At 73.3% G+C, this 21,599-nt stretch carries 21 protein-coding genes and 2 pseudogenes; 5 read left to right on the top strand and 18 right to left on the bottom strand.

From position 1 onward, the window contains the following. Nucleotides 1-69: 69 nt before the first annotated feature. From ACGRHY_RS01375 to ACGRHY_RS01360, 4 genes and pseudogenes are all read right to left on the bottom strand, one after another. A complete protein-coding gene (locus ACGRHY_RS01375) occupies nt 70-1,077 on the bottom strand; it encodes a hemolysin family protein (protein WP_394633550.1) in 1,008 nt (335 codons plus the stop codon). Beyond that, entirely contained in the window at nt 1,074-2,528 is a 1,455-nt protein-coding gene (locus tag ACGRHY_RS01370) for a hemolysin family protein (RefSeq protein ID WP_394633549.1), read from the bottom strand. The genes ACGRHY_RS01375 and ACGRHY_RS01370 overlap by 4 nt, the downstream gene beginning before the upstream one ends. 273 nt (nt 2,529-2,801) lie before the next feature. After that, nucleotides 2,802-3,041, bottom strand: a pseudogene (locus tag ACGRHY_RS01365) (GNAT family N-acetyltransferase); the annotation flags it as partial. 85 nt (nt 3,042-3,126) lie between these two features. Next, on the bottom strand, nt 3,127-3,276 hold the full coding sequence (locus ACGRHY_RS01360; protein ID WP_394633548.1) for an Arc family DNA-binding protein: 150 nt from the start codon (nt 3,274-3,276) through the stop codon (nt 3,127-3,129). 37 nt (nt 3,277-3,313) lie between these two features. Between ACGRHY_RS01360 and ACGRHY_RS01355 the strand changes: the two genes are divergently transcribed. After that, nucleotides 3,314-4,462 carry an RNA-guided endonuclease InsQ/TnpB family protein gene (locus tag ACGRHY_RS01355; protein ID WP_394637874.1) on the top strand — a complete coding sequence of 383 codons (1,149 nt, stop codon included), beginning with the start codon at nt 3,314-3,316 and terminating at the stop codon, nt 4,460-4,462. 163 nt (nt 4,463-4,625) lie between these two features. Here ACGRHY_RS01355 and ACGRHY_RS01350 read toward each other — a convergent pair. From ACGRHY_RS01350 to bioB, 6 genes and pseudogenes are all read right to left on the bottom strand, one after another. After that, a pseudogene (locus ACGRHY_RS01350) lies at nt 4,626-4,835 on the bottom strand (GNAT family N-acetyltransferase); the annotation flags it as partial. Between the two features lie 286 nt (nt 4,836-5,121). Then, nucleotides 5,122-5,901, bottom strand: a complete 780-nt coding sequence (locus ACGRHY_RS01345) for an ABC transporter ATP-binding protein (protein WP_394633547.1) — start codon at nt 5,899-5,901, stop codon at nt 5,122-5,124. A gap of 144 nt (nt 5,902-6,045) precedes the next feature. Beyond that, entirely contained in the window at nt 6,046-6,708 is a 663-nt protein-coding gene (locus ACGRHY_RS01340) for a class I SAM-dependent methyltransferase (RefSeq protein ID WP_394633546.1), read from the bottom strand. Between the two features lie 22 nt (nt 6,709-6,730). Continuing rightward, nucleotides 6,731-7,465, bottom strand: a complete 735-nt coding sequence (gene bioD / locus ACGRHY_RS01335; RefSeq protein WP_394633545.1) for a dethiobiotin synthase — start codon at nt 7,463-7,465, stop codon at nt 6,731-6,733. A 64-nt stretch (nt 7,466-7,529) separates the two neighbouring features. Continuing rightward, nucleotides 7,530-8,885, bottom strand: a complete 1,356-nt coding sequence (locus ACGRHY_RS01330) for an adenosylmethionine--8-amino-7-oxononanoate transaminase (protein WP_394633544.1) — start codon at nt 8,883-8,885, stop codon at nt 7,530-7,532. Then, entirely contained in the window at nt 8,878-10,089 is a 1,212-nt protein-coding gene (gene bioB, locus ACGRHY_RS01325) for a biotin synthase BioB (protein ID WP_394633543.1), read from the bottom strand. The genes ACGRHY_RS01330 and bioB overlap by 8 nt, the downstream gene beginning before the upstream one ends. A 150-nt stretch (nt 10,090-10,239) precedes the next feature. Between bioB and ACGRHY_RS01320 the strand changes: the two genes are divergently transcribed. Next, on the top strand, nt 10,240-11,412 hold the full coding sequence (locus tag ACGRHY_RS01320; protein ID WP_394633542.1) for an 8-amino-7-oxononanoate synthase: 1,173 nt from the start codon (nt 10,240-10,242) through the stop codon (nt 11,410-11,412). A 48-nt stretch (nt 11,413-11,460) separates the two neighbouring features. Here ACGRHY_RS01320 and ACGRHY_RS01315 read toward each other — a convergent pair whose 3' ends face one another. The 3 genes from ACGRHY_RS01315 to argG form a co-directional block, all read right to left on the bottom strand. Next, on the bottom strand, nt 11,461-11,979 hold the full coding sequence (locus ACGRHY_RS01315) for a DUF6328 family protein (RefSeq protein ID WP_394633541.1): 519 nt from the start codon (nt 11,977-11,979) through the stop codon (nt 11,461-11,463). A gap of 129 nt (nt 11,980-12,108) precedes the next feature. Beyond that, a complete protein-coding gene (locus ACGRHY_RS01310; RefSeq protein ID WP_394633540.1) occupies nt 12,109-12,840 on the bottom strand; it encodes a lysophospholipid acyltransferase family protein in 732 nt (243 codons plus the stop codon). A 265-nt stretch (nt 12,841-13,105) separates the two neighbouring features. Further along, a complete protein-coding gene (gene argG, locus ACGRHY_RS01305) occupies nt 13,106-14,530 on the bottom strand; it encodes an argininosuccinate synthase (RefSeq protein WP_394633539.1) in 1,425 nt (474 codons plus the stop codon). A gap of 206 nt (nt 14,531-14,736) precedes the next feature. On the opposite strand from argG, the gene ACGRHY_RS01300 reads away from it, so the two are divergent. Continuing rightward, nucleotides 14,737-15,153: an SSI family serine proteinase inhibitor gene (locus ACGRHY_RS01300; RefSeq protein WP_394633538.1), complete on the top strand. Its 417-nt coding sequence runs from the start codon at nt 14,737-14,739 to the stop codon at nt 15,151-15,153. An 85-nt stretch (nt 15,154-15,238) separates the two neighbouring features. Here the strand turns inward: ACGRHY_RS01300 and ACGRHY_RS01295 are convergent, their stop codons facing one another. The 4 genes from ACGRHY_RS01295 to ACGRHY_RS01280 form a co-directional block, all read right to left on the bottom strand. Next, the gene (locus ACGRHY_RS01295) at nt 15,239-15,397 is read right to left on the bottom strand and encodes a hypothetical protein (RefSeq protein WP_394633537.1); all 159 of its coding nucleotides are present in this window, start codon (nt 15,395-15,397) and stop codon (nt 15,239-15,241) included. 104 nt (nt 15,398-15,501) lie between these two features. Beyond that, nucleotides 15,502-16,452 carry a cytochrome c oxidase assembly protein gene (locus ACGRHY_RS01290; protein ID WP_394633536.1) on the bottom strand — a complete coding sequence of 317 codons (951 nt, stop codon included), beginning with the start codon at nt 16,450-16,452 and terminating at the stop codon, nt 15,502-15,504. Between the two features lie 125 nt (nt 16,453-16,577). Next, nucleotides 16,578-17,306, bottom strand: coding sequence for a type 1 glutamine amidotransferase (locus ACGRHY_RS01285; RefSeq protein ID WP_394633535.1), 729 nt, complete (start codon nt 17,304-17,306; stop codon nt 16,578-16,580). Between the two features lie 92 nt (nt 17,307-17,398). After that, nucleotides 17,399-18,637 carry a MurT ligase domain-containing protein gene (locus tag ACGRHY_RS01280; RefSeq protein WP_394633534.1) on the bottom strand — a complete coding sequence of 413 codons (1,239 nt, stop codon included), beginning with the start codon at nt 18,635-18,637 and terminating at the stop codon, nt 17,399-17,401. Between the two features lie 108 nt (nt 18,638-18,745). On the opposite strand from ACGRHY_RS01280, the gene def reads away from it, so the two are divergent. Continuing rightward, nucleotides 18,746-19,303, top strand: coding sequence for a peptide deformylase (gene def / locus ACGRHY_RS01275; RefSeq protein WP_394633533.1), 558 nt, complete (start codon nt 18,746-18,748; stop codon nt 19,301-19,303). Between the two features lie 45 nt (nt 19,304-19,348). Here the strand turns inward: def and ACGRHY_RS01270 are convergent, their stop codons facing one another. After that, the gene (locus ACGRHY_RS01270) at nt 19,349-19,990 is read right to left on the bottom strand and encodes a TetR/AcrR family transcriptional regulator (RefSeq protein WP_394633532.1); all 642 of its coding nucleotides are present in this window, start codon (nt 19,988-19,990) and stop codon (nt 19,349-19,351) included. Nucleotides 19,991-20,151: 161 nt separating this feature from the next. Between ACGRHY_RS01270 and ACGRHY_RS01265 the strand changes: the two genes are divergently transcribed. Beyond that, on the top strand, nt 20,152-21,387 hold the full coding sequence (locus ACGRHY_RS01265) for an acyl-CoA dehydrogenase family protein (protein ID WP_394633531.1): 1,236 nt from the start codon (nt 20,152-20,154) through the stop codon (nt 21,385-21,387). Nucleotides 21,388-21,599: the final 212 nt, after the last annotated feature.

Below are 21,599 nucleotides of genomic sequence, written 5' to 3'. Positions count from 1 at the left end.
TGGTAACCGACCGCTCGGTACGCGCCTTCTCCCGGTACACGTCTCCTCCGGGGACGCCCCGCCCCGCCGTCAGCGGCCCACCAGCTCGCGCAGCACGTCCTCCATGGTGACCAGTCCGACCGCGCGCCCGTCCGTGCCGATCACCGCCGCGAGGTGGGTGGCGCTGCCGCGCATCGCGCCCAGCACGTCGTCCAGCGGCGTCGTCGCCCGGACCCGGGCGATCGGCCGCAGCGCCGCGACGGGGAACGGCGCATCGCGGTGCACGGCGTCGAGCGCGTCCTTGACGTGCAGGTAACCCAGCGCCCTGCCCCGGTCGTCCACCACGGGGAAGCGGGAGAACCCGCTGCGCGCGGAGAGCTGCTCCAGCCCTTCGGGAGTGACGCCGAACGGGGCGAAGACCACGCGGTCGGTGGGCCGCACGACGTCCTCGACCGGGCGGCGGCCCAGTTCCAGCGCGTCGCGCAGCCGCTCCGTGGCACGCTCGTCCAGCAGCCCGGCCTCACTGGAGTCGGCCACCAGACGGGCCAGCTCGTCGTCGGAGTAGGTCGCCGAGACCTCGTCCTTGGGCTCCACCCGCAGCAGCTTCAGCAGGCCGTTGGCCAGGGTGTTGATGCCGAAGATCACCGGTCGCAGGGCCCGGGTGAGGGCGACCAGCGGCGGCCCCAGCAGCAGCGCCGCGCGCTCAGGCGCCGCCAGCGCGATGTTCTTCGGCACCATCTCGCCGAACAGCATGTGCAGATACGTCGCCACCGCCAGCGCGATCACGAAGGCGATCGGATGGACCAGGCCCTCCGGCACGCCGGCGAGCTGGAACACCGGCTCCAGCAGGTGCGCGATCGCGGGCTCGGCGACCACGCCCAGCACCAGGGTGCACAGGGTGATGCCCAGCTGGGCGGTGGCCATCAGGGCCGACACGTGCTCCAGACCCCACACCACACCGCGCGCCCGCTTCTCGCCGCGCTCGGCGAGCGGTTCGACCTGGCTGCGGCGCACCGAGATCATCGCGAACTCCGCCCCCACGAAGAAGGCGTTGGCGACCAGGGTCAGCAGGCCGATCAGCAGTTGGACGGCGGTCATCGGTCCGCCTCCCCGCTCCGGGCGCCGACACGGGCCCCGCGGCGCCCGTCGGCGTCCCCGGGGTCGCCGTGGCCGCGGCAGGCCCGGTCGTGGTCGTCCCGGCCGCCGTCGCGGTCTTCCGCGTCCGCGTCACCGGGGTCGGGCGGAGCGGTCAGCCGCACCCCGGCGGCCCGCCGCCCGGTCGCGTCCACGACCTCCAGCCGCCAGCCGGCGACCTCCAGGACGTCGCCCACGACCGGGATGCGGCCCAGCTCGGTGGCGATCAGCCCGGCCAGGGTCTCGTACGGGCCGTCCGGGGCGCGCAGGCCGATCTCCTCCAGCCGGTCGGTGCGGGCCGCGCCGTCCGCGTCGTAGACGGTACGGCCCTCCCCGTCCGCGCCCGCCGGGACCAGATCGGGGGTCTGGAGCGGGTCGTGCTCGTCGCGGACCTCGCCCACGACCTCCTCGATGATGTCCTCCAGGGTGACGACCCCGGCGGTGCCGCCGTACTCGTCGATCACCACCGCCATGCTGTTCCTTCCCTGCTTCCCCGACAGCCGGTCCAGCAGCCGGTCCACGGTCAGCGACTCCGGTACGGGCACCGGCTCGCGCAGCAGCCCGGTGACCGGGTAGCCGGCGCGGCGGCCGGCGGGGACGGCGATCACGTCCTTGACGTGGGCGACGCCGACCACGGTGTCGAGGTTGCCGCGGTAGACCGGGAAGCGGGACAGGCCCGTCGCCCGGGCGGCGTTGACCACGTCCTGGGCGGATGTGGTCTCCTCCAGCGCGATGACCTGGACGCGCGGCGTCATCACGCTCTGCGCGGTCAGCTCGGAGAGCCGGATGGTGCGGACGAACAGTTCCGCGGTGTCCGCCTCCAGGGCGCCCTCCTTCGCCGAGTGGCGCGCGAGCGCGACCAGCTCCTGCGGGGAGCGGGCCGAGGCCAGTTCCTCGGTGGGCTCCAGGCCGAGCCGGTGGAGGACGCGGTTGGCGGTGTTGTTCAGATGGGTGATCAACGGCCGGAAGGCGGCGCTGAAGCCGCGCTGCAGGCCGCCGACCCGGCGGGCGACCGGCAGCGGCCGGGAGATCGCCCAGTTCTTCGGCACCAGCTCGCCGACGACCATCAGCACGACCGTGGACAGCACCGTGCCCGCCACCAGCGCCACCGAGGAAGCCGCCGAGGGGGGCAGTCCGGCCGCCCGCAGCGGGCCGGACAGCAGCCGCGCGGTCGAGGGCTCGGAGAGCATGCCGATGATCAGGCCGGTCACGGTGATGCCGAGCTGGGCGCCGGAGAGCTGGAAGGTGAGGGACCGCACCGCCTTCAGAGCGCTGTCGGCACCCGGCTCGCCGCGCTCAGCGGCCCGTTCCAGGTCGCCGCGCTCGACGGTGGTCAGCGAGAACTCCGCCGCGACGAACACGGCACAGGCGAGGGTCAGCAGCAGTGCCAGGAGCAGGAGGAGCACTTCGGTCACCGGGTCACCCCCGTCCCCTGGTCCGGCGGGACGGAGAGAGCCGCTCGACGGCCGTGTTCGCGGTCGGTTCCACTGCCGGTTCTGCTGCCGGTACTACTGGGAGGCTCGCCCATGGGCGGACGCTCACACACCTTTCTCTGGGATGTTTCTCCGGGGCGCGCGCCGTGGACACGGCGGCCGCGGTACACGGCTCGAGCGCGCGATGGGCAGTCCATCGTATGCGAGCCGCCGCACGCTCCCCGGGGCCACCGGTCCGCCACCGGGCCGCGCCCGTCAGTCCAGCGGCTTCACCCAGCGGCTCCACTGCGGCTGGGGCGCGTAGCCCGCCGCACGCCAGGCGTGGTGGGCGGAGGCGTTGCGGTCGAGCACCATGGCGTCGCCCCGGCGCCCGCCCAGCGCGGCGAACCGCGCCTCGGCCGCCGCCAGGAGGGCGGAGGCCACACCGCGGCGGCGGTGCGCCGGATGGACCGCGAGCCGGTACAGATGGCAGCGCCAGCCGTCGAAGCCCGCTATCCGGAGCGGCGGCAGTACCTCCCTGTTTACGGGGAGGGTGTAGCCGCCTTTCCCGCGTAGCGGGGCAGGGAAAGGCGCATCGCCGTCAGGGCGATTCGCCGTCTCCACCCACGGTGGTGAGAGCAACCTCAAGCAGGTGGATGATTTCAGAGTTGAGGGACCGCCGGTCGGTGTCGGCCTGAGCGAGAAGCCGTTCGTGGAGGGCTTCGGGGAGCCTGAGTGAGAAGTGCTTCATGAATTCATCGTAGACCTACGGTGATATCGTGATCGACATGAAGCTCAGGTACCAGTTCCGGCTGTACCCGAGCGCCCCGCAGAGGAACCAACTGGCCAGGGCGTTCGGATGCGCTCGCGTCGTCTGGAACGACGCCTTGCGTATCCGACAGGACGCCTACAAGCAAGGCAAGCCGGTTCCGTCGATCGTCGCGCTGGCCAAGCTGGTCATCACCGAGGCGAAGAAGACCGAAGACCGGGCATGGCTCGGCGAGGTCTCTGCGGTCATACTCCAGTCCTCCCTACGGGACCTGGGGACGGCGTACTCCAACTTCTTCGCCTCGAAGAACGGCACCCGCAAGGGCCCGAGGATGGGACCGCCGAAGTTCAAGAAGAAGACCAGCCGCCAGGCCGTCAGGTTTACCAAGGCCGCACGGTTCTCCATCACCGAGGAAGGCGCGCTGCGCCTTCCGAAGATCGGTGACGTCAAGGTCCGCTGGTCCCGGGAAATTCCGTCCGAGCCGTCGTCCGTGACGGTCATCAAGGACGCCTCAGGAAGGTACTTCGCCTCGTTCGTCGTGGAGGCCGAAGACAGGCTGCTCCCGGAAATGGACCTGGACGAGACAGAAACCGGAATCGACCTCGGACTCTCGTCGTACGCGGTGCTGCGGGGCCGGAAGATCGCCAGCCCGAAGTTCTTCCGGCGCCAGGAGAAGAAGCTTCGCCATGCTCAGCGCAAGCTGAGCAGGTGCGAGAAAGGCAGCAACAACCGGCGCAAGGCCAAGCTCGCCGTAGCCAAGATCCATGCGCGCATAGCCGACCAGCGGCGCGACTTCATCGAGCAGGAAACCACCCAGATCGGCCGTGAGAGCCAAGCGGTCTACCTGGAGGACCTGAACGTGAAGGGCATGGCCAAGGGAGAGCGCGCCAAGTCCGTCCACGACCAGTCCTTGGGAAGGTTCGCCCGTACCCTCGAAGCGAAGTGCGCCCGGTACGGCCGTGACTTCGCCAAGGTGTCCCGCTGGTTCCCGAGCACCCAACTGTGCTCGTCCTGCGGGTCGATCGAAGGACCGAAGGGACTGGAAAGACTCAAGATCCGGAAGTGGACGTGCTCCTGCGGAGCCGTCCACGACCGGGGCGAGAACGCCGAACTCAACATCCGCCGCGAAGGGCGGGGCATTGTGGCCGAGGGACGCCCGGACACGTAAAACGCCTCGTGGAGCCCGTGTAAGACCCGGCAAGCCGGGCGGTGGGTGATGAAGCAGGAACCACCACGCACGTGCTGGCAACAGCGGCGGCACGGTGGGAATCTCCCCCGTTCACGGGGGAGAGCGTCAACACCGAGCCGATCACCGGCCCGGCGGCAGGCGCCCCGGCGGCCGCGGGCTCCCCAAGGCCCCCGCCGGGCACCGCCAGCAGCAGCGCGTCCGGGTCCCGGTCGATCAGCCGGGCCACTCCCGCACGATCGTCGCTGATGCTCGTCCCCTCCGCGGCCTGGGCCCAGAAGGCCAGGACGGCGTCGACGTCCGAGGCGAGGGCGGTCCGGATACGGAGACCGAAGTCGTTCACAAGATCGTCCATGGCGGCATCCCAGCACCGGCCGGGCGGCGTACGCGCGGTGTTTCGGCATGTGGTCATCCGGGGGCCTAACTGCCCCGCGACTCCTCGGCGCGGCGGCACTTGGCGCGCCAGGCGTCGCGGGAGCCGGGGGTTGCCAGGCTGACGCCGAAGCGGAACGGTCGTGTCAAGCGGCTCTCCTCACGGTCCGGGCTGCGCGGGGATCGGGCCCCGGGCGGGGCCGGGGACGCGTCATCAGGGCGCCCGGCCGCGCCCCGGAGGCGTTCCGGAGGCGGCGTGGCGGGCCGGGTCAGTACTGCCGCACGGGGTCGAACCGCTTCATCCGCTCCAGGACGGCCCCGGCGCTGGGGCGCGGCATCTCGTCGACGATCCGCCCGTCGGCCAGGAAGAGCACATGGTCGGCGTGGGCCGCGGCACCCGGGTCGTGGGTCACCATCACCACTGTCTGCCCCAGGTCGTCGACCGCCCGGCGCAGGAAGTCCAGCAGCTCCAGCCCGGAGCGGGAGTCGAGGTTCCCGGTCGGTTCGTCGGCGAAGACCAGCCTCGGGCGGGAGGCCAGCGCGCGGGCGCACGCCACCCGCTGCTGCTGGCCGCCGGAGAGCTGGGCGGGCCGGTGGCCGAGGCGGTCCCGCAGCCGGAGTGTGTCGATCACCGTGTCCAGCCACCGCCGGTCCGGCCTGCGGCCCCCGATGTCCATGGGCAGCGTGATGTTCTCCAGGGCCGTCAGGGTGGGCAGCAGGTTGAAGGACTGGAACACGAAGCCGATCTCGTCCCGCCGCAGCCGCGTCAGCTCCGCGTCCCCCAGCCCGGTGATCTCGGTGTCGCCGATCCACACCCTCCCCCCGGTGACGGTGTCCAGCCCGGCCAGGCAGTACATCAGCGTCGACTTCCCCGAGCCGGACGGGCCCATCACCGCGGTGAACCGGCCCTCGGCGATGTCGACGTCCACCGAGTCGAGTGCCACCACGGCCGTCTCGCCGCTGCCGTAGGTCTTGGTCAGCACGCGGGCCCGGGCGGCGGACCGCCCCGCCCGCGGCGCCTCGCTCGCCTTCCGCGCGTCAGTGGACACCGCACCTCCCGGCTCGGACGGACGGCTCCCTCACGGGAGCCGGGACTGACAGGTCCGTACCCGGTGCGGGACCATCCATCCACAAGGCGGCGGGACCACCCCGAAAACCGGGGTCGCCGTCCGCGCCCGGCCGCCCCGGCGGCGTCACGGCCGCCGCGCACTGCCCAGGACGTGCGCCGAGACCGGTGTCGCAACGCCCTTCTCCGGAACCCGCAGCCGCCGCAGGGACACCTCGGTGAAGCCCGTCGCCCCGATCGCGGCCACGGTGTCCCGTGCGGTGTGGCAGCCGCCGAACAGGTGCGGCCACACGGTGCGGTCCAGCGTCCGCTGGACGAGGGCCATGGCGGTGCCGTCGGCCCGGACGTGCTCGTAGAAGCACAGCCGTCCGCCCGGCCGCAGCACCCGGCGGATCTCGGCCAGGGCGCGGCCGGGATCCCGTACCGAGCACAGCACCAGCGACACCACGGCCGCGTCGAACGCCCCGCTGTCCAGCGGGAGATCCTCCGCGACGCCGGGGACCACACGGACGGGGACGGCGGCGTGCGCCGCGGCGTCCTCCGCCGCCCGCCGCAGCAGCGGCTCCGGCTCCACCGCCACCACCTCGCGCACGGCGGCCGGGTAGCGGCCGAAGTTCAGGCCGCTGCCCGCTCCGACCTCGACCACCCGGCCGGACAGTCCGGCCAGCAGCTCGGCACGGTGTGCGCCGATTCCGGCCCGCTCGTCCACCGCCGGGGCGAAACGGGCGTAGTAGCGGGCGAAGACGGGGTGGTGCACGGCGTCGGTCGCGGACCTGCGGCGGGGGGCCATGGACGTCCTCCGGGAGGGGCGGTCACCTCGGTGCGGTCTCCCATTCTCTCCCCGCAGGCCGGGTCTCACCCTCCCAGGAGCCGCCCAGCCGCGGGGAGATCCAGCCCGTCGCCCGCCTGCGGAACACCGGCGGCTCCAGTGAGCCCACCCCCTGCGGCAGCAGCCCCGCCAGCGGGGCGCCCGCCGCCACCGGGAGGTCCGCCAGATTGCAGCGGGCCGCGAGATCCGGCTCACGCGGCCAGCCGCCGACCACCACCCCGGCGCATTCCAGGCCCCTGGAGCGCAGCGCCTCGGCCGTCAGCGCCGTCGCGTTCAGGGTGCCAAGTCCGGCCGCGGCGACCACCAGCACCGGGGCGCCCAGCAGCCGCGCGGCGTCGGCGAGGGTCGACCCCCGCTCGTCGAAGCGCACCAGCAGCCCGCCCGCGCCCTCGACCAGCACCAGGCCGTGCTCCTCCTCCAGCGCCCGCGCCGTCTCCGCCACCGCCTCGGGACGCACCCCGGGCAGACCGGCCCGGCGCGCCGCCGTCTCGGGGGCCAGCGGCTCGGGATAGCGGGCGAGTTCCACGGCGGTCACGTCCGGGCCCGCCAGACGCCGCACCTCGGCCGCGTCCCCCGGCTCGCCCTCGGCCACCCCGGTCTGCGCGGGCTTGAGCACGGCCACCGAGCGGCCCGCCGCCACCGCCGCGGCGGCCAGCGCCGCCGTGACCACGGTCTTGCCGACCTCCGTGCCCGTCCCGGTGACGACCAGCACCGACATGTTCGCGCCTCTCCTCGCTCCTTCGGACACCGGGACGTTCCCGGCCCGTTTCCGCCCCGCCTGATCAGCCCGCGCGCGCCGCCGCGCACACCGCGTCCGCGATCCGCGCCACGTCCTCGTCGCCGGTGACGTAGGGAGGCATCGTGTACACCAGGTCGCGGAACGGCCGCAGCCACACGCCGGCGCGCACCGCCGCCTCGGTGGCCGCCGCCATGTCCACCTCGTGGTCGAGCTGGACCACTCCGATCGCCCCCAGCACGCGCACGTCCCGCACTCCCGGCAGCGCGGCGGCCCCGGCGAGCCCGGCGCGCAGCCCGGCCTCGATCCGCCTCACCTCGCCCGCCCAGTCCTGGGCGAGCAGCAGGTCCAGGGAGGCCCCCGCGATCGCCGCCGCCAGTGGGTTGCCCATGAAGGTGGGACCGTGGGCCAGCACCGGCACCTCACCGCGCGAGATGCCCTCCGCCACCCGCGTGGTGCACAAGGTCGCGGCCATCGTCAGATAACCGCCGGTCAGCGCCTTGCCGACGCACATCACATCGGGGGTCACCCCCGCGTGGCCGGCCGCGAACAGGGAGCCGGTACGGCCGAAACCGGTGGCGATCTCGTCGAACACCAGCAGCACGCCGTGTTCGTCGCACGCCTCGCGCAGCACCCGCAGATAGGCGGGGGAGTGGAAGCGCATCCCGCCCGCGCCCTGCACCACGGGCTCCACGATCACCGCGGCCAGCTCATCGGCGTGGGAGGCGACCGTCGCCCGCAGGTGCGCCTCGTAGGCCGGGTCGGGGCCGGCGCCGAAGTCGTCCGGCGGGGCGTCCGCGAACACCTGCTCGGACAGTGTCCCGGACCACAGGTGGTGCATGCCGCCCTCGGGGTCGCACACCGACATGGGCTGCCAGGTGTCCCCGTGGTAGCCGCCGCGCCAGGTCAGCAGCCGCCGCTTGCCCGGCCGTCCCAGCGAGCGCCAGTACTGCAGGCACATCTTGACGGCGACCTCGACCGACACCGAACCGGAGTCGGCGAGGAAGACGTGCTCCAGCCCCTCCGGGGTGATGTCCACCAGTCGTTTGGCCAGCCGTACGGCCGGCTCGTGCGTGAGCCCGCCGAACATCACATGGCTCATCCGCTCCAGCTGGGCACCCGCCGCGTCGTTGAGCACCGGGTGGTTGTAGCCGTGGATCGCCGACCACCACGACGACATCCCGTCGACCAGCTCCTCGCTGCCCCAGGCCGGCCGTGCCAGCCGCAGCCGCACCCCGGAGGCGGAGGCGACGACCAGCGGCTCGGAGCGGCCGGGCATCGGGCCGTAAGGGTGCCAGACGTGCCGGCGGTCGAGCTCGGCCAGTTCCTCGGGCGGGAGGCCGGGGGAAGGAGGGCGGGAGGGGGCGGGGAAGAGGGGGAGAGGGGCGTCGGCGTCAGGCATTGGGCGGCAGCTCCGTACCCGTGCCCCGCCGCCGTACCGCCACCAGATCGGTGCGGGACCGTCCGGACGCCGCCGCGGCGTCCGCGCCCCCGGTGATCCCCGCCTCCCCGGCCGCATCCGAGGCCGGTCCGCCCGCGGTGGCGGCCGTGTCCGCCGTGTTCGCGCCACCGCCGCAGGGTCCGCAGCCGGCGAGCGCGTCCGCCCGGTGCTCCGGCAGCGTCTGCTCCCCGGCGCCCTCCACCTCGAAACCGGCGTCGGCGATCATCTCCAGGTCGGCCCTGCCCGCCTGGCCCTCGCTGGTGAGGTAGTCGCCCAGGAAGATGGAGTTGGCCAGATGCAGGGCAAGCGGCTGCATCGACCGCAGGTGCACCTCGCGTCCGCCGGCCAGCCGGACCTCCACATCGGGGCAGACGAAGCGGACCATCGCCAGGATGCGCAGGCAGCGCTGCGGCGTGAGGTTCCACTCCTTCGCCAGCGGAGTCCCCTCGAAGGGGATGAGGAAGTTCACCGGCACCGAGTCCGGGTCCAGTTCGCGCAGCGAGAAGACCACGTCCACCAGGTCCGTATCCGACTCGCCCATGCCCGCGATCAGCCCCGAGCAGGCCGACAGCCCGGCCGCCTGCGCCTGGTGGACCGTCTCCACACGGTCGGCGTAGGTGTGGGTGGTGGTGATCTCCCCGTACGTCGCCTCGGAGGTGTTGAGGTTGTGGTTGTAGGCGTCCGCGCCCGCCTCGCGCAGCCGCTCGGCCTGGCCTCCGGAGAGCAGGCCGAGGCAGGCGCACACCTCCACGCCCTCGTTCTGCTCCTTGATGGCGGCGATGGTCTTCGAGACCCGGTCCACGTCCCGGTCGGTGGGACCGCGCCCGCTGGCCACCAGGCACACCCGCTTGGCGCCACCGGCCACGCCCGCGCCGGCCGCCGCCGCGGCCTCCTGGGGCTTCAGCCAGGTGTACTTGAGGATGTCGGCCTTCGAGCCCAGCCGCTGCGAGCAGTACGAGCAGTCCTCCGGGCACAGCCCGGACTTCAGGTTGACCAGGTAGTTGAGCTTCACCCGCCGCCCGAACCACTGGCGCCGCACCCTCCCGGCCGCGGCCACCACATCGAGGAGTTCGTCGTCGGAGGTGGCCAGTACGGCCAGCGCTTCGTCGCGCGTGGGCAGCTCGCGCCGCAGCCCCTTGTCCACCAGCGTCTTCAGCAGGTCCATGGCGTTGATCCTCGCCTACGCGCCCGCCCGCGGCCAAGGACGAACCCCCACAACCGGGCGGGCGGAAGGTGTGTGTATCGCCACACCCTGTGCGGGTCCGTCCGCCACTACCTTTGGGCGGAACCGACAGAAGGCGAGGGACGGCCCGCCATGCCGCAGGAGCACCGCAGCACCCCGGACCCGTTCGACTGGATCGACGAGCACGCCGAACTGCGCCGCCGCGCGGGCCTGGTGCGCTCCCTGCGCCCCCGGCCCGCCGACTCCCCCCTGCTCGACCTCGCCGGCAACGACTACCTGGGCCTGGCCCGGCATCCGGAGGTCGTCGCCGCGGCCTCGGCCGCCGCCCGACGCTGGGGTGCGGGCTCGACCGGCTCCCGACTGGTCACCGGCACCACCGAGTTGCACACCGAACTGGAGGCGGAGCTCGCCGGCTTCTGCGGCTTCGAGGCCGCCCTGGTGTTCTCCTCCGGCTACGCCGCCAACCTCGCCGCGGTCACCGCCCTGACCGACCGCGGCACGCTGGTGGTCTCCGACGCCGCCAACCACGCCTCCCTGATCGACGGCTGCCGGCTGTCCCGGGCGGAGACCGCCGTCGTACCGCACGCCGAGCCCGGTGCCGTGCGCAAGGCGCTCGACGGTTTCGCCGGCCGCGCCGTGGTCGTCACCGACGCCGTCTTCTCCGTCGACGGCGACGCCGCGCCGCTGGCCGGGCTGGCCGCCGTCTGCCGCGGTCACGGGGCCGCGCTGCTGGTGGACGACGCGCACGGACTGGGCGTCCTGGGCGACGGCGGCCGGGGCGCCCTTTACGCGGCGGGCCTGGCGGGGGACCCGGACGTGGTGGCCACCGTCACGCTGTCGAAGTCGCTCGGCAGCCAGGGGGGCGCCGTCCTCGGCCCGGCCCGGGTGATCGGCCATCTGGTCAACACCGCCCGCACCTTCGTCTTCGACACCGGGCTCGCCCCGGCCGCCGCCGGAGCCGCGCTCGCCGCACTGCGGCTGCTGCGGGCCGAGCCCGGCCGGGCCGCCCGCGTCCGCGAGGTCGCGACGGGGCTGCACGAGCGGCTGGCGGACGCCGGCCTGTACGCCACCCGCCCGGACGCCGCCGTGGTGTCGGTGCGCGCGCCCTCCCCGGAGGCGGCCGTGCGCTGGGCCGCCGACTGCCGCGGCGCCGGGCTGGCCGCGGGCTGCTTCCGGCCCCCGTCGGTCCCCGACGGGGTCTCCCGGCTGAGGCTGACCGCCCGCGCCGATCTGACGGAGGCCGAGCTGGACGCGGCCGCGGCCATCGTCACGCGCACCGCACCGCCCGTACAGCCGGACCTCTGACCGGACGCCCGCCCCGCCGTACGGTCGGCACGCCCCCCACCCGCCCGCTCACCCGGGGTCCGCCGGCCGCTTCGGGGGCGGGCCCGCGGCAGGGCCTCGCCGCGCCGCGGCGGCCTTCCGGCGCAGTCCGAAGGGCAGCAGCGCCCACACCGCCGCGCAGAACGCCAGCACGCACGCCGCCACCGCGACCCCCGCGGCCCTCCCCAGCACCACGTCCACCACGAGCAGCACGGCCCCGGTCAGCGCCAGGGCGAGGAGGACCAGCCCGGCTCCGGCCAGCCGTGAGGACACGTCGACGAGCAGCCGCTTGGCCCCGCGCCGGAACAGCGCCCGGTGCAGGGCGGCCGGGGCCGTGAAGAGGATGGCGGCGGCGCAGGCCAGCAGCAGCGTGGTGACGTAGGTGCCGCGCTGCACCGAGTCCAGGCCGGTGAAGCGCTGGGTGAAGGCGAGGGTGAGGAGGAAGGCGAAGAGGATCTGCACGCCCGTCTGGGTGACCCTCAGCTCCTGCAGCAGCTCGACGAAGTTGCGGTCGGCGCGTTCCAGGGGTGTCTCGTGGCGATCGGTCATGCGGTCCGGTGTTGCCGCCCGGGGGTGCGCCACTCGCCGCCGACCCGGTGGGCTCCGGCCGTACGGGCCCCGGAGCCCGCACCGGCCGGCCTCTCGGCTCCCGGGAGCGGGCGCCCGGCGGCGGCAGGCCTACGGCGCGGCGTTCCCCGGAGCCGGGTCCGCGTCGTCGCCGCCCCCGCGCGCCTTGGCCTGCGCGGCCTTGGCGTCGGGCGCGTACAGGTCCACGTACTCCTGGCCGGACAGGTTCATGATCGTGTACATGATCTCGTCGGTGACCGCGCGCAGCACCGTCCGCTCGCCGTGCTGGTCGGTGAAGCGCGAGAAGTCCAGCGGCTCGCCGAAGCGGATGGTCACCCGTCCGACCTTCGGCAGCACCCTGCCCGGCGGCTGGAGCTCGAAGGTGCCCACCATGGCGCACGGGACCACCGGCACTCCCGCCCTGAGGGTCATGGAGGCGACGCCGACCCGTCCCCGGTAGAGCCGTCCGTCGTGCGACCGGGTGCCCTCGGGGTAGATGCCGAGCAGCTCCCCCCGGCGCAGCACCCGCAGCCCCTCCTCGACCGCCGCCTGCCCGGCGCCGCGGCCCGAGCGGTCGACCGGGATCTGCCCCACGCTGCGGAAGAAGGCGGCGGTCAGCCTGCCCTTCATACCCGGCCCCGTGAAGTACTCCGCCTTGGCCAGGAACGTGATGCGCCGGTGCAGGATCGCGGGCATCAGGAAGTGGTCGGAGAACGACAGGTGGTTTCCGGCGATGATCGCCGCGCCCTCGTCCGGGACGTTCTCCAGCCCCTCGATCCGCGGCCTGAACAGCAGTCGAAGCACCGGGCCCAGCAGGACGTACTTGAGCACGTAGTAGAACACGGGGTGGCTCCCTACCGCACCGGACGGACCTGCGAGCTGCTTCTCCCCCGGCCGGGAAGCGGCCTGGGGCCGCCGGAGAGTCGGTCGGGGAGGGTTCAGTGTATGTGCGGGCACCGCGGTGTGCGACCACCGCCGGTGCCCGTGCCCGCCGGCCCCCGTGACGGCCCGGCTCCCGCCAACCCGCTTCCGGGGCCGCCCGGTTGCGGCCCGCGCCGCGTGCGGGGCGCCCCGCCGGGGCCGCACGGCCCGGGCGGCCGCCCGGGCCTCAGTCCGTACCCGACTCGATCGCCGCGTGGTCGAGCGCGTCGGATTCCACCGGTGTCTCCCCTCCCTCGTGGCTGCCCGCCGAGATGGCCTCGGCGCCGCCCGGGGGCAGTTCGCCGATGAGCCCGCCCCATGCCGCGAGCTGGCCGTGGGCGGCGTACTGCTCCAGCTTGCTCCGGGAGTCGGCGATGTCGAGGTTGCGCATGGTCAGCTGCCCGATGCGGTCGTCCGGGACGAACGCGGGGTCGTGGCTGCGCTCCATGGACAGCTTCTCGGGGTGGTAGCTCAGGTGCGGGCCCTGGGTGTCGAGGACGGAGTAGTCCTGGCCGCGGCGGAGCCGCACCGTGACGCTGCCGGTGACCGGACGGCCGACCCAGCGCTGGAGGCTCTCGCGGAGCATGAGCGCCTGCGGGTCGAACCAGCGGCCCTCGTAGAGCAGCCGCCCGAGCCGGCGCCCCTCCACGTGGTACATGGCCACGGTGTCCTCGTTGTGGATGGCGCTCAGCAGCCGTTCGTAGGCCACGTGCAGCAGTGCCATGCCGGGGGCCTCGTAGACGCCGCGGCTCTTGGCCTCGATGATGCGGTTCTCGATCTGGTCGGACATCCCCAGGCCGTGCCGGCCGCCGATGAGATTGGCCTCCCGCACCAGTTCGACCGCTCCGGGGAACCCGCGGCCGTTGATCCGTACGGGGCGCCCGTGCTCGAACTCCACGGTGACGTCCTCGGCCGGGATGTCGACCCCGGGATCCCAGAAGGGGACGCCCATGATCGGGGCCACGATCTCCATCGGGGTGTCGAGGTACTCCAGGCGCTTGGCCTCGTGCGTGGCGCCCCAGATGTTCGCGTCGGTGGAGTACGCCTTCTCGGCCGAGTCGCGGTAGGGCAGGTCGCGCTGCGACAGCCAGGCGGACATCTCGTGCCGCCCGCCGAGTTCGGCCACGAACGCCCGGTCCAGCCAGGGCTTGTAGATCCGCAGACCGGGATTGGCGAGCAGACCGTACCGGTAGAACCGCTCGATGTCGTTGCCCTTGTAGGTGGACCCGTCCCCCCAGATGAAGACGTCGTCCTCGCGCATCGCCCGCACCAGCAGGGTGCCCACCACCGCGCGGCCGAGCGGGGTGGTGTTGAAGTAGGTCTGCGCGGCCGAGCGGATGTGGAAGGCGCCGCACGCCAGGGCGGCCAGCCCCTCCTCGACCAGGGCGTCGCGGCAGTCGACGAGCCGCGCCCGCTCGGCACCGTAGGCCAGGCCCCGCTGCGGCACGTCGGCCAGATCGGGCTCGTCGTACTGGCCGACGTCGGCCGTATAGGCATAGGGGACGGCGCCGCGCTCGCGCATCCACGCCACCGCGACAGAGGTGTCCAAACCGCCCGAGAACGCGATGCCGATGCGCTCACCGACTGGAAGTTTATTCAGTACCTTCGACATGTATGCATCCTAGACCCGTGTACCGCGGACCCGTCGTCCGCGCCGGGGAAGCGGCCCGGGTGCGGAGGCCGGACGACGGTTCCGGGCCCCGCCCGGGGGAGCGGTGTCCGCCGGCCGGGTGAAGGGCCGGGCGAGGGTCCTTGCCCGGGATGCTCCGCCACGGTGGTCTTGGGCGCGCAATCGTGCCCAGCACTCTGGAGGCCCGCATGTTCCCGCGCCCCCGCACCACCGCCGTCGCGGCCCTCGCCGCCGCTGCCGTCGCCGCGCTCCTCGCCCCGGCGTCCGCCGTCCACGCCGAGGTCCCCGGGCCCGAGCAGGCCCGCGGCGAGGTCTTCCTGACCGTCTCCGACGCCGAGGACACCTGGACGCGCGGCGTGATGCTGATCTGCCCGGACGAAGGGGGCGGCCCCCACCCCCGCGCGGCCGAGGCCTGCCGCGACATCGACCGCTCCGGGGGTGAGCTGCGCCGGCTCTCCGGCCGTCAGCGCGACTGCACCAACGAGCACCGGCCCGTGGTGGCCGAGGTCACGGGCATCTGGCGGGGGAGCCGGATCCACTGGCGGTCGGAGTTCCCCAACGCCTGCGCCCTCCTCGGGCAGACCGGAGCGGTGTTCGACTTCTGAGTCCGGACAGGCGTGTGGGCCCCGGTCCGGACCGGGGCCCACACGCCTGTCCGGACGGGCCGGGGCGTTCGCTCCGCGCAGCGGCTCACCGCTCCCGCGACGTCACCACGCCCAGGGTCACCAGCCCCAGGACCACCCACGCGAACCACAGCCAGCCGCTGCCGCCCAGCGCGACCGAGTAGGCGGTCACCAGTATCAGGGCCGCCACCGTGGTGACGGTCATGGCCTTCGCCGTCTCCGGCATCGCTCACACCTTCCTCCCGAGTCGGTCGGAGCGGGACCGCCGGCCGCGCGGCCGGCACATCGCCGTGGCCCGGGCCCCGTCCTGTCCGGCCCCGGCCCGGTGCGCTACTGGCCGCGGGCCTGCAGTGACGCCAGGTAGGCGTTGTACGCGGTCAGATCCTGGTCGCCGTTGCGGTCAGCGGCCCGGTCGCTGCGCCGAGCCTGCCGTTGTTCGGAGAAGTACCACTGGAAGACGAGTGCAATCAGCACGATGACCGTGGGAATCTCGCTGAACGCCCACGCGATGCCGCCCGCGGCGTTCTGGTCGGACAGTGCGGTGACCCCGAGCGAGGCGGGCGGCATCGCGTACGTTCCGACCATCGGCTCGCCGGCCATCATCAGCGCGATGCCGAAGAAGGCGTGGAAGGGCATGCCCGCGAACAGCTCCAGCATCCGCATCACGTAGCCGGGACGGTGCGGCCCCGGGTCCACGCCCATGATCGGCCAGAAGAAGACCAGCCCGACCGCCAGGAAGTGCACCATCATCCCGATGTGCCCGGCCTTCGACTCCATCAGGAAGTCGAACAGCGGTGTGAAGTACAGCGCGTACAGGCTCGCGATGAACATCGGGATGGTGAACCCCGGGTGCGTGACCACCCGCATGTACCGGCTGTGCAGCACCGCCACCAGGATCTCGCGCGGTCCCCCGCGGCCGCGTCCGGCGGCCGGGAGCGCGCGGAGCGCCAGCGTCACGGGGGCACCCAGCAGCACCAGGATCGGCGACAGCATGCTGATCACCATGTGCTGCACCATGTGCACGCTGAACAGCACCATGCCGTAGTCGTTGAGCTTGGTGCACGTCACCAGCGCGACCGTCAGCACGCCCAGTACGAAGGAGACCGTGCGGCCGGCCTGCCAGGTGTCGCCGCGCTGCCGCAGCCGCAGAACGCCCCAGCCGTAGAGCGTCAGCGCCAGCAGGCAGCTCACCAGGAAGAACGGCTCGGGGGAGAGCTCCAGACCGCGTCCGGGAGTGAACGGCGGCAGATCCGCCATCGTGCCGTGTCCGTCGTGATCCATCCGCAGCTCTCCCGATTCGTGCCGATCCGCTCGGACCAGATTAGGACCGCCCCCGGCCGGAGCTCCGGCCGGGGGCGGTCCCGGGCGGACGCCGTACGGTCTCGGCGGACGCCCGGGCGGGGGTGTCAGGCGGGCTGGGTGGCCGCCGCGATCCGCTCGGCGCGCAGTGCCTCGTACCACCGGTCGTCCACCGGCGGCAGCGCGTTCACGTCCAGGGCCAGCTTGAGCAGCAGGTCCGCGATCTGCGGGTTCCTGGCCAGCACCGGACCGTGCATGTAGGTGCCGAAGACGGTGTCGTTCCAGGCGCCCTCGGTGCCGTCGCCGGTCCCGTTGCCCCTGCCCAGCCGCACCCGGGCCAGCGGCCGCGCGGTCGGGCCCAGGTGCGTGACACCCTGGTGGTTCTCGAAACCCGTCAGCTGGGGCAGCCCCAGCCGCTCGTCCATGTCGGCCAGTACGTCGCCGACGCACCGCTCGCCCTCACCTCGGGCGCTGGTGACGTCCAGCAGGCCCAGGCCCGGCTCGCGCTGCCCGAGGTCGTTGATGAACTCGTGCCCCAGGATCTGGTAGCCGGCGCACACCGAGAAGACGATGGCGCCGTTGTCCACGGCCCGCGTCAGCCCGCTGTCGCGGCGCAGCCGCTCGGCCGCCAGCCGCTGCGGCCGGTCCTCGCCGCCGCCGACCAGGTAGATGTCCCCGGAGGTGGGGATCGGCTGGTCGGAGCGGACGTCGATCCGCTGCACGCCCAGCCCGCGCTGCCGGGCACGCCGCTCCACCACCAGTACGTTGCCCTGGTCGCCGTAGGTGCTCAGCAGGTCCGGGTAGACCCACACCACGCGCAGGCCGCTCTCACTCATGCTCGCTCGCATCCTCGTCGTGTCCTCGGCGTCTTTGGCGTCTTTGCGTCTTCGGCCGTCTCACTCCGGCCGGCGGTCCGAAGGGCCCGGGATCAGTTGCCGACGATGCGGCGCAGATCCTGGAAGGCGGTGTAGTTGGCGATCGCCTCGATCCGGCCGGGCGGGCACTGCCGCACCGCCTCGGCGGCGTTCTCGCAGACCTGGAAGTCGACCCCTGCGACCTCCAGCCGGACCGCCAGGTCCAGCTTGCGGTCGCCGATCACGCAGATGGGGTGCCCGGCCAGCCGGGAGTAGTCCACGTCCCACAGCCAGGAGGTGTCGGTGCCGTCCGCGCCGCGCGCGTTGACCGACAGGATCACGGGCGCCGGCGGGCCGTCGATCAGGGAGAAGGTCTCCAGCCAGCCGGCCGGGTTCTTCGCCAGCAGCAACCGGATATCGCGGCCCTGGAAGGACACCACGTCGTAGCGGCCGGCCACCGCGGTCACCGAGTACATCCGCTCCAGCGCCGCCTGGGGCGGCACCCCGAAGGCGGCGGCGACGGCCGCGGAGGTGGTGGCGTTGGCCTTGTTGGCGCGGCCGGGGAGCTGGAGGCGGATCGGCCAGGCCGATCCGTGCGGATCCAGCACGTGGTCGCCCGACAGCGCCCAGCTCGGGGTGGGGCGGCGGAAGCCGCACTCGCCGCAGAACCAGTCGTCCCCGGGGCGCTGCATCACGCCGCCGCAGGCCGGGCAGGACCAGGCGTCGTCCTTCCACTCCTGGCCCGCGGCCACCCACACCACGTTGGGGGAGGAGGAGGCGGCCCACACCACCAGCGGGTCGTCGGCGTTCGCCACGATCACGGCCTTGGAGCCGGACAGTCCCTCGCGCCAGCGCTCGGCGAGCATCCGGGTCTCGGCCGCGCGGTCGAGCTGGTCGCGGGAGAGGTTCAGCAGGGCGATCGCCTTGGGCGTCACGTCGCGGGCGACCGCGGCGAGGTACTTCTCGTCCACCTCGATGACGCCGTAGCGCGCCTCGCCGCTCCCGGCGAGCGCCGCGGTGATGCCCGCGGGCATGTTGGCGCCCAGCGCGTTGGAGACGACCGGCCCGGCGGCCCGCAGGGCCTCGGCGATCAGCCGGGTCGTCGTGGTCTTGCCGTTGGTCGCCGAAACCAGGACGACGTCCAGGTTCTGGGCGAGTTTGGCCAGCAGGTCGGGGTCGAGCCTGAGTGCCACCCGTCCGCCGATCACCGACCCGCTGCCACGGCCCGCGGCCCGTGACACCGCCGCGGCTGCCTTGCCCGCCGTCACGGCCAGTTTGGCCCGCGGCGGCAGCGGCTCCGTGTTGCCTGCCATCGTCCTTGTCCCTCCTTGCCCCTGGGTCGGGGATCAGCCTACCGAGGTCCGCTCCCGGCCCCGAACCGCGCCACCCCTGGATGATCAACACGGCGTAGGGTGACACCCATGCACCGCGGCGCCATTCCCGGAAGTTCCGGTTCTGTCCATCCCCTGCGGCCGTTGGCCGACCCGGCCCTGCGCGCGCGGTGCGCCGAGGTGGTGTCCTACGGCGCGGAGCTGGCCCGCCTGGTGGAGGACCTGTTCGCGTCGATGTACGCCGCGCACGGCGTGGGGCTGGCGGCCAACCAGGTCGGCGCCCCCGTGCGGGTGTTCGTCTACGACTGCCCCGACGACGAGGACCGCCGCCACCTGGGTCACGTGGTCAACCCGGGCCTGGTGGAGACCGGCGGCGTCATCGTACGCGGTCCGGAGAGCTGTCTGTCCCTGCCCGGCGCGGAGGCCGCCGTGGAGCGCCACGACCGCGCCGTGGTGGAGGGGTGGGACAGGACGGGGGCGCCGGTGCGGATCGAGGGCACCGGCTTCTTCGCCCGCTGCCTGCAGCACGAGTGCGACCACCTCGACGGCGGCGTGTACACCGACCGCCTCACGGGGCTGCGCCGCCGCAGGGCGCTGCGCGCGGTGCGCCGGGCCGCGCGGTCCGGGGCGCGGGCCCTCGGGGGGTAGGCCCAGGGCCTGCCCCCCGAGGGCGTGTCCGGCGCTCCGCGGTGTTCACAGCCCAGGACCGCCGGCCAGGTCCTCCGCCGTGGCCAGGCCTCCCCACAGCAGATCGGCCAGGTGCCGCACCAGCCGCTTCCGGGGGCAGGGCCGATCGCCCAGCCACCAGTCGCCCGCCGCGTGCATCATGCCGACGACCCCGTGCCCCCACACCCGGGCCCGCTCCTCGCGGTCGGCGCCGAGGTCGACGCGTTCGGCGATCACCGTGGCCAGCTCCTCGCCGAGCCTGCGCAGCAGCGGGGCCGAGTACTGGCCGACGTCGAAGCCGCGCTCGCCTCCGGGCTCCTCGGCCGGGTGCATCAGGAAGCGGTAGACCTGGGGCCTGGCCTCGATGGCGGCCAGATACGTGTCGAGTGCGGCCTCCACACGCTCGCGCCGGTCGGTGGGCGCGTCCAGGGCGGCCCGCAGCGCGTCCACCAGGGCGTCGGTGTGCCGCACCGCCAGAGCGCGGTAGAGCCCGCCCTTGTCGCCGAAGTGCCGGTAGAGGATGGGCTTGGTGATGCCCGCCTCGGCGGCGATGGCGTTCATCGAGGCGCCCGGGCCGTCGCGCAGCACCACGCGCTCGGCGGCCTCCAGGAGTTCCCGGCGGCGGCGCTCGGTGGCGCTGCGCTGGTCCTCCCGATGTGTGGTCTCCATGTTCCTCGGCCTCCCCGACCCTGCTGTGACACCTCGGTGCCGCCTGAGCGCAACGTAACACCCGCGGAGCGCACGCGAGAGTGCCGACGGTGGAGGTTGACATCGCACTGACCGGTAACGTATTCACGTTACCGCTAGTAACAACGGATGGAGGGGCTTCCATGGCGGAGTTCGCACTCGACCTCAACGACGACCAGAAGGCCGTACGGGAATGGATCCACGGCTTCGCGGCCGACGTCATGCGCCCCGCCGCCGCGGAGTGGGACGAGCGCGAGGAGACGCCCTGGCCCATCATCGAGGAGGCCGCCAAGATCGGCCTGTACTCGCTCGACTTCTACGCCCAGCAGTACTTCGACCCCACCGGCCTGAGCATCCCCATGGTCATGGAGGAGCTGTTCTGGGGCGACGCGGGCATCGGCCTGTCGATCGTCGGCACCGCGCTGGCGGCCGTCGGAGTGCTCGCCAACGGGACCGAGGAGCAGATCGGCACCTGGATCCCCCAGATGTACGGCGACGCGAACGACGTGAAGGTCGCCGCCTTCTGCTCCTCCGAGCCCGATGCCGGATCGGACGTCTCGGCCATGCGCACCCGCGCGGTCTACGACGAGGCCAGGGACGAGTGGGTGCTCAACGGCACCAAGACCTGGGCCACCAACGGCGGCATCGCCAACGTCCATGTCGTCGTCGCCGTCGTCGACCCCGGGCTCGGCTCCAAGGGGCACGCCTCCTTCGTGATCCCGCCGGACACCCCCGGCCTGTCCCAGGGGCAGAAGTTCAAGAAGCACGGCATCCGCGCCTCCCACACCGCCGAGGTGGTCCTCGAGGACGTCCGCGTGCCCGGCCACTGCCTGCTGGGCGGCAAGGAGAAGCTCGACGAGCGCCTCGCCCGCGCCCGCGAGCGTGCGAAGGAGGCGAAGAAGGGCGGCGAGCGTGTGAAGAACGCCGCGATGGCCACCTTCGAGGCCTCCCGCCCCGCCGTGGGCGCCCAGGCCGTCGGCATCGCCCGCGCGGCCTACGAGGTCGCCCTGGACTACGCCGGGACCCGTGTGCAGTTCGGCCGCCCGATCATCGACAACCAGGGCATCGCCTTCCAGCTCGCCGACATGCGCACCCGCGTCGACGCCGCCCGGCTGCTGGTGTGGCGGGCCTCGTGGATGGCGGCGGCGGGCAGGCCCTTCGAGGGCGCCGAGGGCTCGATGTCCAAGCTGTTCGCCGGGGAGACCGCCAAGGGCGTCACCGCCCAGGCGATGCAGATCCTCGGCGGCAACGGCTACACCCGGGAGTACCCGGTGGAGCGCATGCACCGGGACGCGGCGATCTACACGATCTTCGAGGGCACCAGTGAGATCCAGCGCCTGGTCATCGCCCGCACCGTCTCGGGCGTGCACGTCCGCTGACCTCCCGCCCCGCCGGGCGAGCCGCCGGCCGTGCGGCGGCCCTGCCGTACGCCCCGGCCGGCCTTCCGGCCGCCCCGCGACCCGCCGCGTTCACCCGACACGACCGCAGCCATTCGGGCTGATCCGGGCGGCACGCCGCACCGGCCCGCGAACCGGTCGCCGCGCCGGTCAACCACCCCCAGGAGGGGTCAACAAGCCTTGCTGACAGGGCT

Source organism: Streptomyces shinuiensis (genome assembly GCF_043660855.1).
In the GTDB taxonomy this organism is placed as follows: domain Bacteria; phylum Actinomycetota; class Actinomycetes; order Streptomycetales; family Streptomycetaceae; genus Streptomyces.
The sequence above is the reverse complement of the archived record's forward strand: the minus strand, read 5'-3'. Positions and strand labels throughout refer to the sequence as shown.